9 protein-coding genes and 3 pseudogenes are annotated in these 13,896 nt (G+C 31.6%); 1 reads left to right on the top strand and 11 read right to left on the bottom strand.

From position 1 onward, the window contains the following. Positions 1-87 (top strand): IS3 family transposase (locus tag B9P78_RS10720; RefSeq protein WP_148138592.1); only part of this gene is annotated, 87 nt, incomplete at its 5' end. A 381-nt stretch (positions 88-468) separates the two neighbouring features. Here B9P78_RS10720 and B9P78_RS07740 read toward each other — a convergent pair. The 11 genes and pseudogenes from B9P78_RS07740 to B9P78_RS07700 all read right to left on the bottom strand — a co-directional run. Beyond that, entirely contained in the window at positions 469-1,482 is a 1,014-nt protein-coding gene (locus tag B9P78_RS07740; RefSeq protein WP_233487788.1) for a hypothetical protein, read from the bottom strand. 164 nt (positions 1,483-1,646) lie between these two features. After that, positions 1,647-6,351 (bottom strand): annotated as a pseudogene (locus B9P78_RS07735) (DEAD/DEAH box helicase). Positions 6,352-6,666: 315 nt separating this feature from the next. Then, on the bottom strand, positions 6,667-7,416 hold the full coding sequence (locus B9P78_RS07730) for a phospholipase D-like domain-containing protein (RefSeq protein ID WP_094518909.1): 750 nt from the start codon (positions 7,414-7,416) through the stop codon (positions 6,667-6,669). A gap of 46 nt (positions 7,417-7,462) precedes the next feature. Continuing rightward, positions 7,463-8,071, bottom strand: coding sequence for an AAA family ATPase (locus tag B9P78_RS09890; RefSeq protein WP_233487789.1), 609 nt, complete (start codon positions 8,069-8,071; stop codon positions 7,463-7,465). Between the two features lie 45 nt (positions 8,072-8,116). Beyond that, a complete protein-coding gene (locus tag B9P78_RS09885; protein WP_199445759.1) occupies positions 8,117-8,548 on the bottom strand; it encodes a hypothetical protein in 432 nt (143 codons plus the stop codon). Further along, a complete protein-coding gene (locus B9P78_RS10570) occupies positions 8,538-8,852 on the bottom strand; it encodes a DUF6414 family protein (RefSeq protein ID WP_199445758.1) in 315 nt (104 codons plus the stop codon). Before B9P78_RS10570 ends, B9P78_RS09885 begins: the two co-directional genes overlap by 11 nt. A 43-nt stretch (positions 8,853-8,895) precedes the next feature. Further along, the gene (locus B9P78_RS10565; RefSeq protein WP_199445757.1) at positions 8,896-9,354 is read right to left on the bottom strand and encodes a DUF6414 family protein; all 459 of its coding nucleotides are present in this window, start codon (positions 9,352-9,354) and stop codon (positions 8,896-8,898) included. 317 nt (positions 9,355-9,671) lie between these two features. After that, positions 9,672-11,276 (bottom strand): ATP-binding protein, encoded by a 1,605-nt coding sequence (locus B9P78_RS07715; RefSeq protein ID WP_199445756.1) that lies wholly within the window; start codon positions 11,274-11,276, stop codon positions 9,672-9,674. A gap of 16 nt (positions 11,277-11,292) precedes the next feature. Further along, positions 11,293-12,447 (bottom strand): SIR2 family protein, encoded by a 1,155-nt coding sequence (locus B9P78_RS07710; protein WP_094518908.1) that lies wholly within the window; start codon positions 12,445-12,447, stop codon positions 11,293-11,295. Positions 12,448-12,612: 165 nt separating this feature from the next. Beyond that, a pseudogene (locus B9P78_RS07705) lies at positions 12,613-12,945 on the bottom strand (IS30 family transposase); the annotation flags it as partial. A 121-nt stretch (positions 12,946-13,066) separates the two neighbouring features. Continuing rightward, a pseudogene (locus B9P78_RS07700) lies at positions 13,067-13,603 on the bottom strand (type I restriction-modification system subunit M N-terminal domain-containing protein); the annotation flags it as partial. Positions 13,604-13,896: the final 293 nt, after the last annotated feature.

The raw sequence follows: 13,896 nt of genomic DNA, 5'->3' as shown, positions 1-13,896 counted from the left end.
TACTATAATAATGAACGCGGACAATGGAACCTAAAAAAATTGCCTCCTGTTCATTACAGGGAGCAATTTTTATCGGGTGTTGCATAAGGTCTTTTTTTTTAATGTCCTTGACACAGGGTCCATTTTAGTCACTTTAACCATAGCAGAAAGGGGTTCTTTTTTCATCACTTAACGGGTGAAGATGAAAAAGTAATTGTAAGCTGCCGTGAGGCAGTTTCACATGGTTTTAATTAAAAGTATGAATTATTCAGGATATAAAGATACGAATAGATAAAATTTTCACCACTTAACACCATAAAATAGACTAGTCATTTTCTTATTTTCTTTGACAAAGTTACTAAACTAAATAATCCTATGGCTGCAGTTGAGAGACCGTCCCTTGAAAGTTTTCTACAGCTTCTACATATATTCACTTTTTTTGCTGAATCTATTTTCTTTTTACAAAATATACAGTTTTTTTCCTCTTTCTTACTTTTCTTCATACTTTGACTCTCCTTCGCTTAGTAAATAGAATTGATTTCCCTCTTTCATTTCATTATTGATATTCAGCCATGAATCCTTATTTTCTGAATTATATCTATAGTTATCATGAATTGTCTCTAACAAGCTAGGAATTTCTACTTTTTTGGCATTTGGTACTAAAGTACTTATGAAAGGTAATCGTTCTAATTTATTCAGAACTATATTTCCAGTTTCATTAATAGTTCTACTTGAATACAATTCAAAAATATACTTTACAGACTCAAGTCTTTCTGTAGCCATTTTTTTATTATTTAAAGTCAAATCAATATATGTTTGCATGCCAACTATTTTTAACAAAAGATTCATATCAGATAAAATAAAATTAGCATGTCTTTTAAATGTACTATATTTGTACATGGGTGTTTTCAGTATTTTTTCGATTTGATCCTTATTTGAGATAAGATCTGCTTTTATTGCATTGACTGATTGCTCCAAACTATGAGAAGCATCGTATAATAAATGATTTTTTCGATTCAAATCATCGATATTATGGAATTCTATTATCTGAGTGCGTGCAGTAAAAAATGGTGGTAGAATACTATTATTTCTATCCCAGCGAAGTTGGTATTCTTGTGTTTCATGTATATCCACTACAATTTCATATATCTGCTTAAGCTGTGATTGCACAGCTAGATCTGTTAAAGTACGTGCAGTATTATTGTCTACAACTACTTCTTTTAAGGTTATATCTTCCACACGTCGATTTGAATTAGTCGTATCAACTATCACAGCTCTCATATTTCCCTCGATCTTCTTCGAGTTTCCAATTTTATAGATACCCGACTTTAATTTTTCTTTCGTATCAATAGATAAACTATCAAAATCCAGTTGATAAACAAAACCATTCTTATTACTGAAAAGAAGATCTTTTAAATTAAGGGAAGTTGATACCAAGTCAAGTAAATTATTTCCATCTAAACTGAAAAATTGATTTAATTTGCCATCTTCTACTTGTTCCAAATACTGTGGGAGCAGAAATTCGTAAGGACTACTTATTTCAAAGACACTATTAGTGTATTTGTCAGTATGCGATGTAAATAATTGAAATTTTCAATATTATTTATTATAGTTTTAGATATCTCAGCTGTCTCTTTAGGTTCATCCACTATTTACGCACATCCTTTTTAGGATTCTATTACTTCAAACTCTGGTAATTCATCAATTAATTCAAGTGTTCTCATGCTGACTGTGATAACAGATAATAATAAATTCAAGATATATTTAGGATCATCGCTAAATTCATTTGGATCGTCAACAATACCTGATTTTTTATCTGTTTTAATACGATATTGGTCAATAATCCATTCAATAGCAGGTTTCCCATTAACAACATACTCATATGCTTTTTCTGGAATATTTGAAATTGTAATATGCTCGTTATAAATAATAGTATCTAATACCCCTTTTTTAGGATGTTTCATTTTAGTAACTCTATAATTAGTTTTAGAATTACTTACCGCAACCTTAATACCATTCCAGCTAGGTTGATTTTCATAGTTTAAATGTAACTCTATTAAATCTTTTCCTACTTCTATATATTTTTCCTTATCTTTAAGTAATGGAATTCTAGGCAATGTTTTCTGCAAGTCATTTACATATCTTTGTCTGTACTCAAACGAATGAAGGACCCCATAAACATAATAAAAGACATTTTTTTCATTTTTAAATCGACTAATCCATTTTTCTGAGACATTCATTTGAGTTTCGTCTAACAATGAATTCTCTTCAAACAAGTAAAGAGGAATTGACTTTGTCACTGACATGAAATTATAGTCTGTAATTTCATTTGTAACTAATGAACTTGTCCTTACTCCTGATCCTATATTCAAGAAAATATTATCCATATTTTTATTACTTCCAAATACTTTATTCCAAATACTAGGACGTTTTATAATTGGCCTTAAGTTGTTTATCCATTTTTTTGTGAAGGGTCTATATTGAATAATAGTAACCTCTGACTCTTCAAAATCTATCATTTGTTTTTTTGCCATCTCTTTATCAGATCATCTGACCAATTAATTTTCGTCATATCCATTTCTAAGTCTGTTTCATTAGAAATAGTTTGAACTTGGTTATTAAACTCACTAACCATTCTTTTAGAATTGTTCAAAAGATTTTGTTTCGAAAATGAAATAACCCATGGATCTCTGCTAGAACCAAGCCCTACTCCTCGTTTCAAAAATACACTTGATGTTTCATCCGAAACTGCAGAATAGCTTAAATAGTTTTCATCGCGTTGATTAATCCAATCATTATTTACATCAGGATTTATATATTTCCAATCTAATCCTGAAACAGATTTTACTTCGCTTAAAATTCCAAGTTTATCTTCACGACTTAAATAATCTCCGATATCGTGATAATAAAGTTCATGATTATCGCTATCATCTTTAATAAGAATAGAAATCGCAATAGGTGTACGACTTCCAGAACCAAATATTTTTCCACCTTCCTTGCGGGAGGTTTCGCCAGATGTTCGTTGGTCACCCCTTAAATTAAAAATATAAAGATGATTAAACTCTTCAAAAAGAGATTTACGAAGTCCTGAAACTGCATCACCATCAATAAATCCTGCATTAGTTACAAAACCAATTACCCCCCTATTCCCTAGCCTATCCGATGACCATCGGAAGGCTTTAATATAGGAATCGTAGAGATTATTTTTGTTATTTGAAGTTGAGTGAGCAACATATGTTTCTGCAATTCTCTTATCTAGTATAGGGTATTTAATATTGGCATTATTATCATTAACACTAGTTTGTTTTGCCGAATATGGTGGATTTCCAATAATAGCTGTGATTGGCACCTCTTGTTGTCGTTTTAAACGTTCATCATTAGTACCAAAGTATGTATCATCAAGTGTATTCTCGTCTTCCGTACTTTCAAAGGTATCTGTTAAAACAATGCCTTCAAATGGTTCATAACCTTGCTCATCTCCATTAATTTCATCAAATGTCGATTCAATATTGATTGCCGCAATATAATAACTTAATAAAATAATTTCATTTGCATGTAACTCTTGCATAAACTTACGAGTAATATCAGCTAGTGAAATCTCACCATTATTCATTTGTTCTTGTAAGTAAGTCAAAGTGCGAACGATAAAAGTTCCTGTTCCCGTAAATGGATCCAAGATATGGACGCCTTCACTTGCCAATGATTTTCCAAAGTGTTTTTTCAATACATCATCTACTGATCTCACAATAAAATCCACTACTTCAATGGGTGTAAATACGATTCCTAAACGTTCAGTAGTTGATTTAAAGGCGGTGCTAAAAAACTTATCATATAATGTGATAATAATTTTTGCTTATCTTCGGATTTTTCAACGCCTTCAGCTCGCATCTTGACTGATTCATATAAAGGCTCAAGGTTTTCTTGTTCTTTGGCAAAACCGGCTTTTTCTAATTCTTTTACAATATTCTCCATAGCTAATGATACGGGATTATTATTAACAAAACTATATTTGTCAAACAAAGCTTCAAACACAGGCTTAGTAATTAAATGCTGAGATAACATTTCAGCCGCTTGTTCTTCATCGATGCTCTCATTAATGTTATGTCGCAACGACGACACAAATTTTTTGAATTCTACGGTGATAGGATCTTTTCTATCCTGTAATTTGTTCATTATCCAGCTAATTTGACGTTTAGCAATTTTAGCAACATCAGTCGACCAATTTTCTAAATATCGTCTGTCTCCAACTTTTTCTACAATTTTCCCATAAATAGCAGCCTCATATTGATCCCATTCATATTCTAGATCTCCTTGAACCCCCTCATTATCAGGAGTGTTATCACCTATTTCAGTATTTGTTCTATCAGGAGCCCCACCAATACCAATGACTTTTAATTGTTTTGGTTTGGCAATATTTAATTTATCAATCATGGCTTCAAAACGCTCATCCACCGAACGTAGCGCGTTAATTACTTGCCATACAGCCTCATATTGCTTGTTATTATCTAGAATTGTTTCTGGTGTTTCGCCTTGAGGTACAACAATCGGCAAGATGATATATCCGTAATCTTTATTTTCAGATTTACGCATAATACGTCCGACTGCTTGAACAATATCTACTTGAGACTTTTTAGCTGCTAAGAAAATAATGGCATCTAAACTTGGAACATCGATCCCTTCCGTTAGAAAGCGCACATTAGATACTATTCGAGCTTCATCTGCAGGCTTGTCTGGATCTGCTAGCCAATCTAATACTTCCCCTTTTTCCAAAGCATTCATTGACCCGTCCGCATGCTTCATCGACAAATGGATAGATTCTTCATCCATCTGATTACCCAAGTAGTCATTTACCACTTCTTCAAATTGTTGCGTCACTTTTTTAGAATCTGCAATAGTTCTAGTAAATGCAATTGCACGCTGTAAAGGAGCACCATCATATGGACTATTTTTCACCGGATTCTTAAAGCCATTCCGTCTCATCATACCATTCCAAATACCTACGATTCGACCCACATCATCGATATTTAAGCCATTCTCTGGGTCAGATAAGGTTTTTTGCATATCTTTTTGAATTGCAGATTCATCAATAGCTAATACCATTACTTTGTAATCCGTTAAGATGCCATGAGATACCGCTTGACCAAACCCCATACGATAAATCACTTCACCATATTTACTTTCATCATCCATTGAAGAAAGTAAAATACTTTTATCTTTCGCACTCTTCTTAGCATTATCCCCATATATTTTAGGGGTAGCTGTTTGATAAAGACGTTTTGTACCTTTAACAATATTATTGTCATGTACTTTAGTAAAATGACTTTCATCTTTTCCAGCTTCATGTGCACCTGTCGTTCTGTGTGCTTCATCTGCCACGATTAAATCAAATTCCGGAAACCCTTCTTTTTGCGCTTCAGAAATGACAGCGATACTATGATACGTGCTAAACACTACCAACATTTCTGCATCTGCCTCAGTATGTTGAACATCTTTCCAATTTTGAATTAACTTCTCTTTGGATGTTGTTGCTGGATAACCAATATCCGTTGCTTTAATATCGTCCGATCCATTCGTACCTCTTGAGGCATCTCTATCGGAAGTAACTGCCATACTAGCCATCTTAAATTTCGTATCATTATTCCAACCACGTAAAGTTTGCGTTAGCAATTGTATACTAGGCACTAAGTACAACACCTTAAACTGTTTATTTTTCTTTTCAGCTAAAGCTTCTGCAATTTTCAAACTGGTAAAAGTTTTACCAGTCCCTGGTGCCATAATCAATTGACCTCGGTCATTATTTTCAAAATGTGTTAAAGCACGTTCTAACGCTGTTTTTTGATAGAAACGTAATTCTTTCGGTTTTTGAATAGTCGTCTCTTCCGGACGGCTAAAATCAAAATCTCCCCAGTTTAATTGGGAATTTCGTAAATTAGTTAATCCAATTATCTCAATATCCTTGGCATTATACTCAATTGTCTCACGAGCATTATCATTCCACTCATCAACCGTTGATACAATCATTCCTCTTTGATAGTATCTTTTACCAGTTTCAGCCACAAATGAATTAATTTCAGACTTACCAATTTTATTTTTATAGTATTTAGCTTGGATAGCGACCAAATCACCATTAAATTGTTCAGCGACTATATCAACACCTGTATCTTTTTTAGGTACACCATATTCTGATGGCACCTCACTGAGTAGCCAAACATTTTTATATAGACGTTGATATAATGGTTCATTCTTCAAGTAGGCTAAAACTAATCTCTCAAAAAGAGTGCCACGTTCTCTTTGAACATCATTTCCAACTTCATCAATCTTTTCAAGAATTTTATCAAAACTTCTTATATTATATTCCGCAGCCGTTTCCATATTGTCTCCTCCAAAATATTTTGTATACATTATCTCATACTAGCGGGGATTTTAAATTATTGAAATTTAATTATACAAACATTAAAGTTTTCACCAACTATCACAATCATTAAAAACGCTTACATAACATCTTTTGAGGTAGGTGTTGGTTTGCAATAAAGTTTGATTAAAATTATACTTCAAATGTTAGTTTTACATATAGAAAAAACCCACACCTTTTAAACAAAGATTGATCAAAATAGGTGGGCCCAATTTTAAATGGTAGAAATTTTTATAAAAAAGATTGATTAAAATTTTAATGTATGCAAATTTAGGCTAAAGATAATTTATATATAGCTTCTTAAATTCTTCCGCAAATTCAGCAACAAGTTCTTTATCTATTGAAGTAACCCAAGTATTATCTTTAGGCCAATTAGCATAGGTCCAATTATACGAACCATGCATTACAAATTCGAAATCCACAATGCAAAATTTATTATGCACAAGATTATATCCATAATATATATATGGAGGTACATATAAAGTATCGAATTCACGTATTAATTCGTCGTTAAATTCTTTAATATGAGACTTATATGCAGTCACGATTCTAATCTGGATTCCTTCTTTTTTCTTAGATAAAAGTTCTTCGTAAATTGCTCTATCTGTAAACATTGGAATAGAAGCCCAAATAGCATATTTTGCAATTCGTATACCTTGTATAATTTCTTCTCGTATCTCTTCAAACGCAGCAGAACGTTCACTTCTATCAATATCTTGCCCTACAACAGGTTTAGGCTTAATAAGCACATTTCCCAAAGCATACTCTTCTGTCTCTTTATAAATATAAGAAACTAACTTTATAAACGAATCAATTAAATTTTTTGCTTCTTTCAACATCGGTATTCTTATCCTAATGATTATATTTTCATAATACTGATAAGATTTTCTGGTTAAATGTGTTGTCTTTTTAAAATCTATCTCAGCATAACGTAAAATGCTAAGTATTTTGTCTCTTTGCTCGTAATCTTCTCCATCCCATTTTAAAGTCTCTATCATTGTTCTCAAAAATTGGCTTTCATTCATAATTTCACCCACTTTTATTTTATAATCAAAAATTTCAAAATCATATTTAGAGTTTTTCAATAAGTATATGTAACATTACTTGAATCATAATTTTCCTGATTTCTCTTGCATTATTTAACGCTGATGATCGTTCCTTTAATTTATTATTTATGTTTTGTTCATTAATTAGCTTTTGATCCTCTTTATTATATTTGATTAGTTCTTCTGCATACGCGCTATCAATAATTTCTTCTTTAGCGGACTTATTAAGTTCTTCAAATTTAATAAAATGATCAAATCTAGAATATATCGGATCCCCTAGGTTTTTCCTTATTTCATTTTCATTTAAATAGTTGGAAGTACAAAATATAACAACATTATCTAAATTCACATCATAAAATTTATCAGTATATACTCCTTCATCAAATAATTGATAAAATGCGCTATAAAACATAGGATGTGCTTTGTCAAACTCATCTAATAAAATAACATTTGTTTCTCTATCTAATAAATCCTTAGCGAAAGAACTACTCTTATCCCCAAATATATAATTCATAAAATTTTCGCTATGAAACATAGATAATTGTTTTCTAAATAAATTTTTATTTGAATTTATAACCTTATTTACAAACTTAGCTGTTTCGGTTTTCCCAACACCTGTTGGACCATAAAACATAATCACTGTAGGATTTTATATCCCTTCATTTGTTAAACTATATAATCAAGCTAAAAGTTCGTTTTTCACATTTTGTTGTCCATAAATAACTTTATCAAAATCATTTTTTATAGATTTCAAATGCTTTATCTCTATTTTTTTATATTCATGATTATATACTGTAACATCTAAGTTGTTTTTGGAAATCTCTATCTGATGTAATATTTTTGCCGGTGGATTATGAAGATATATCTCATCATAACCTAATTTTTCAGCAAATAGTAAACTATAAACTAAAAATCCTTCAATAAAAAAATCTGCTACACCTGCATACTCATCTGATTGTATTATAAGAAAATCATACTGATTCAGCAAATCCTCCGTTGAACTTTCTTTTGAATCAATCAGTCTAACTAACATTGCAAGAGTTAAATAGTTTTCTTTAGGTATTATCTTGTCATATTCCTTTTTAGGGCCATTAAAAATATTAATCTTCAATTATTTTTGCCTCCACACCAGCTAAAATAACATCATAAATCTTTAAAGTTTCTTCCAAATTATTTTGTCCACCACCTAAAATTTCACTCGCTGTAATTCTAGTAGATTGTGAATCAATATCCGTTTCATTTTCAATATTAAATCCTTTTTCTTTTGCTAATCCCACTTCAACTGCATAATAATTAAGCTGCATTCTCAATAAATCCATTAGGCTATAAGCATTTTTAAACTCTTTAATATTAAATCTAAGTATTACTTTTTTTTTCATCTTTATACGCAAGTGATTCATAATATCCTTTTGCACTTTCTAATATCTCATCAAAATTAAGAATATCAAAATCGTCCATTTATGCAAGTAATGGTAATCCTTCTTTAATTATCTTCATATAAGGAGTGTACATTTTTAAAAATGCAAAAGAATTCTTTATAGGTCTAATTTTGTAATGCTCAATAATTGATATTTTATTTTCTTCTTTTAACTTGTTACTTAGTTTATAAAAATCAGCCAATATAGTATTAGAAATAGTTTTGCTAACAAGCGAATCCTTTGAACTAGATATATCCGTACTTACCTTAGTACTAAAAGCAGCTTTGATTGCTGTAAAGAAACTAGTACCCGCACCTACTTCCGCTGACGCTTCTGCTTTATTTCCAAAATGGAATGTACCCTTGTCCTCATCAACTGAAATTAGTTCTCCACCGTATTCAATTTGTAAAATATCTGTTGCTAAGCCTTCATCAACTTTATCTTCGAAAATTATATTTTCATCTTTCAATTGCAACGTGGTATTGATAAACTTATTCATACGGGGAATCTCCATTATCATGGTTGTCGTTAACTTTATGATAATGGAGATTCTTCTTTTTTTGTAAAAAAATAGAACCAATGATTTTTTTTAAAAAAGTCATCAGTCCTATATATTGTAGAGCCATTATTATTCTATTTATAATACCCAGCTTTCAATAGAATTGCTAATATCACTTTCGCTCGGTAGACTATTCCTCCAACCAGAGACAAAATCAATATCTGAAGAATCGGGTAATTCTTCTTTATTCAATTCTCTTATTTTAATTCTGCTTGGAATTAAACTAGCTTCTCCAACAAATATAGCTTCCCTTCTTGTTAAAGAAGGTAAAATTTTGTCAAACCTACTAAATTATCAGGTAAAAAATTTGATATATAGGACTGATCTGTGGAATTTGTTAACCTCATAATAGCCCATGATGAACACTGCGATAATACTGTTTTTTCCAAATCTGCTGGTCGTTGGGATACTAACATTAAGCCAACACCATATTTCCTTCCTTCCTTTGCTATTCTTCGAACAGCTACTTGTGCTTCTTTGTATTGAGCTTCACCACTATTAGGTACGTATCTATGAGCTTCTTCATATACTAGAAGTATTGGGTTTTTTTTTCTATCTTCAGTGCTTTGCCAAAGCTTGTATTGAAATACCAACCTAGAAATAAGTGCAGTTAAAATTCCGGCAGTTTCGTTCGGAAGTCCTGAAATATCTATCACCTTAAGACCTTTATTTTGTCCTAAACTATCTCCAATTAATTGGTTTATCACTTGGAACAATGTAAAACTTGTCTCTTCATTATATTCTTCCATAATAAACCTCAATTGAGGATTTGATTGTAAGATACGAAGCTTTTTCAACACTTCTTCCACTTTATCTCTACCAGATGAAGCCGCTAGTTTTTCTTTTCTTCCAGATTTGCGTCCTTGTACTTTATCTACGTGCAGTACAAAATCTGAAATTTTGAAAGGAACAGGCTTATCTCTATCAAAATCCAAAATATCAGCCTCAGTATACTCCTCTTTTATAATAAATGGAGTACTCCCAGCGACATCTTCGTCAAATCTATCAATCATACCTTTAGATACTAACCTTGCATATCTCAAAGCTTCATATACAATATTATTTTGACTTGTTGCTTCATACTCAGTCTTCCCTATCACAAGAGATCTAAATTCATCACTAGTCATTAGCCAATAAGGTAGAATCAAATTCTCTGAACCATTCTCATCATCTCCTCCATAAGCTTTGAATGTAACACCGTATTTCTTAAATGTATTCTTATACTCACCATGTGGATCAATCATAATAATTCTTGGATGAATACCCCCCTCATCTTTTTCCATAATCCCATGTATAATAGCACTAACTGTACCTGATTTCCCAGTACCCGTAGAGCCCAGAATTGCACAATGATTGCCAAATAGCTTGTTTATATCAGCCCTACAATCTTGTCTAGTCCCTGAATATTTTCCTATGACTAACAAATGCTCCGACTTTTCTGCTTTACTTTCTGCTCCTTGATAAAGTAACTTCATTTCTTCATCTGTCATTAAATAGACATCTTGAGTAGGTAGAGGGTACTTAGATACCCCCCTGTCAAATTCCAAAGTCTTATTGGAAAAATCGTATGTCCCTTGTCCTATTAATTCAGCTTCTAGAATTCTAGCATCTTTATCCATTGTCAATGTAGTTCCGTCTGAAATCAGTTCATTTTTCATTCTTAACATTGAAACACTAGCAAATAAAATTGTCCTTCCGAAGTGAATTTTAACTATACTCGCCATTTGGCCTATAGCTATCACTTTACCTCTGTACGATTTTGTAAGTGTTATAATTTCTGGATCTAGCTCTACTTTTATAGCGGTTCCATTAACTTCGTTAACTTTCCCGATCTGTAGCTCTTTTACAGGATCAAATACCATTTATTGATTCCCTCCTTTACTTTATAGTTCCATTTAGAAAGTTTGTAAGTCCAGAAAATGTCCACCATGGATAATTGTATTGTTCATTTTCTTCGGAGTAAATTTTATTTTTGTAACATATTCCTGTCGATGTTAAGCAGTAGATTCTCTCATTTATTAAATCATTATTCTGCCAATCAATGAGAGTATCAGACATATTATCAATAAAGATAATAAGAGTACTATTATTATGTATTTTTAATAAACCATTAAAAATTTCATTATTTATATGGTTGTCACCAAAACTATATCCACAAACAAATAACTTGCTCTGATTACTATTAATGTCGCTTCTAAAAGCTTGAAAAATTGTTGCGAACGGATCTTTTTGTGTCTCTACGTACTTAGTAGCTTGAGGATATATTAGGACTCTCGACTTATCAGATGTATATTTAGTACCATATCTTGTTCTAATAAGTCCGTACTCTTCATCTTGAAACCAGTCTATTGATCCATGTAATTTATAAACCGGGTAGGCTAACTCTTTTCTTTCAGAATACTCTTTCGGGTTCCAAAATCCCATGGCACCACCTGAAAATCCATCTACAACTTTCTTTCGTTTCAAAATCAATGCGTCCTCAAGTAATGTATCGTAATTAGTTGTATAAAACTTTATGTTTCTCCGTTTTTCAACACCAAGATGATTTTTCAACAATCCTTCTATGAACTCCAAATGGTATTCAATAGAAACAAGAGGTTCCGTTGCTGTTCCATAGATTATTTCATCATCCTTCTTGTTATATCCATATCTAATGATATCTGTTAGCTTCACTAAAATTTCTCTATATAAATCTTCGAGGTTTTCTTTGGTATAGGTTGTCTCAGAAATCTTTATTTCTTTTTTTCTAGTTCTATCAATCAATGACAATAAATCACCAATATGACTTAAAATGTGTTCAACATGGCAATCTTTTTCTAATGATTCTTTTATTTTTTCAAGTAGTCTTTTGTTGTCTTGGTCCATTCTCATTTCTACTAAATCAGTTAATGGAGACATTAAAGGTATCCCTGCATCATAACTAATTCCTGCCCCAAATAACCAACTTTGTTTGTCAGAATCGATGTGGTTCATAACATTTTCTATATGTTCGTTAAAAATTTGATTATCCTGTATTTGTTCTAACTCTCTCACTCTTTTACCTCCTTACACAATCGGAAATTGATTTCTATATCTTTTTTAAATTTAATAAACAACAACAAATTATTTATTTCATTATATATGTAATTTTTATTTTTCTAAATGCTCAATTAAATTGCGCAAGCTTACGTCGAGAAGTAAGTTTTACATCTTAAATTGTCAAATTAAGTGCAACACAGTTTTATAAAAGATTTCATAAGGTGTTTTCCAATTCAAACATTTTTTCGGACGTGCATTTAATTTCGTTGCCCAACCTTGTATCTCTTCATCAGTTGCATCTGTCAAATCAACACCTTTCGGTGAGTACTCTCTAAGGAGTCCATTTGTATTCTCATTAGATCCTCTTTGCCGAGGGGCATGAGGATCTGGAAAATAAATTTGAGCATTATTTAATTCCTCAGTCAATCGGGCGTGTTGACTAAATTCTTTACCACGGTCAGGTGTAATGTTTTTACAAAACTTAGAATCAATACCTTGTAGTAATTTAATCATTTAGATATAAAAAAAACACTCAATAAACAAGTGAGGGAATCTTAATGGGTACAATTTTATTAAATTTATTGTTCAGTTTTTCTTTCTAATTTATGAACATTATCTATTTTTATGATATTTAGAATTCCCCCGCCTTCTTCCCAGATTCTGAGGCAAATTGGCCAATAAGATACTCATAAGCATCCCCAAGCGCATCACCATTATATTCATTTAGATTTAGCTCTGCTAATGCCTTCATCACTGCAGAAATTGTTTCATTTTGTTTTTGAGGTGTGGATCCCAATTTTTTAGAGTTTAAATCTAAATCTTCAAATAAGTCTTCAAACACTTTATTTGACTGTTCAATATCACGTAGCCCCTGCTGCAAATGTTCTCTTTGGAAGGTATGATTGTCAATTTCTTCAATTAAAGCCTGAAAAGTTAATTCAGGTTTAATTTCATAAGACATATCATCCTTCAAAGCGTCTTTTAAGTCTTCTTGAATTTCAGCATCTTGATAGGCTTTTGAATAGATAGATTGTGCTTCCTCTAAATTCTCTGATTCATTAGATAATAATTTAGTTGAATACACTAACATCGTATCTGATAGATATTTGTAGAAAACGAGTCCCAACAAGTATGATTTATATTCATTTGCATCCATCTTTGAACGCAAGATATCTGCTGATGCCTACAAGGCTTGATATAACTTTTGTGCATTTTCTTCTGCCATAATTACTTACTCCTCCATAGCCTGACTTACACTGTACTACCGCATAAGTTAGGTAAATTACCTTTATTATAACAAATATTGATTACGATTGCTTATCTGTATTTAAGTATGTGGCTGGGACAAAAGGCCTCTAAAAAAGGCGTACACAATTCTTAAAAAAAGTTGTGTACGCCTTTTACTTTGAAAAAATTTTTATAAATTTTGATTGAAATATATCACGGAAACAGGTTAAAGGACTG

This window comes from Aerococcus sp. 1KP-2016, from assembly GCF_002252085.1.
GTDB lineage: Bacteria > Bacillota > Bacilli > Lactobacillales > Aerococcaceae > Aerococcus.
Note: the sequence above shows the minus strand (reverse complement) of the source record. Positions and strands in the feature narration are given on the sequence as shown.

Bases quoted from the DNA above. Each gene is read 5' to 3' on its own strand.
- B9P78_RS07730 (WP_094518909.1), bottom strand. From the start codon at position 7,416: ATGAATGAAAGCCAATTTTTGAGAACAATGATAGAGACTTTAAAATGG.
- B9P78_RS09890 (WP_233487789.1), bottom strand. From the start codon at position 8,071: ATGTTTTATGGTCCAACAGGTGTTGGGAAAACCGAAACAGCTAAGTTT.
- B9P78_RS10565 (WP_199445757.1), bottom strand. From the start codon at position 9,354: ATGAATAAGTTTATCAATACCACGTTGCAATTGAAAGATGAAAATATA.
- B9P78_RS07715 (WP_199445756.1), bottom strand. From the start codon at position 11,276: ATGGTATTTGATCCTGTAAAAGAGCTACAGATCGGGAAAGTTAACGAA.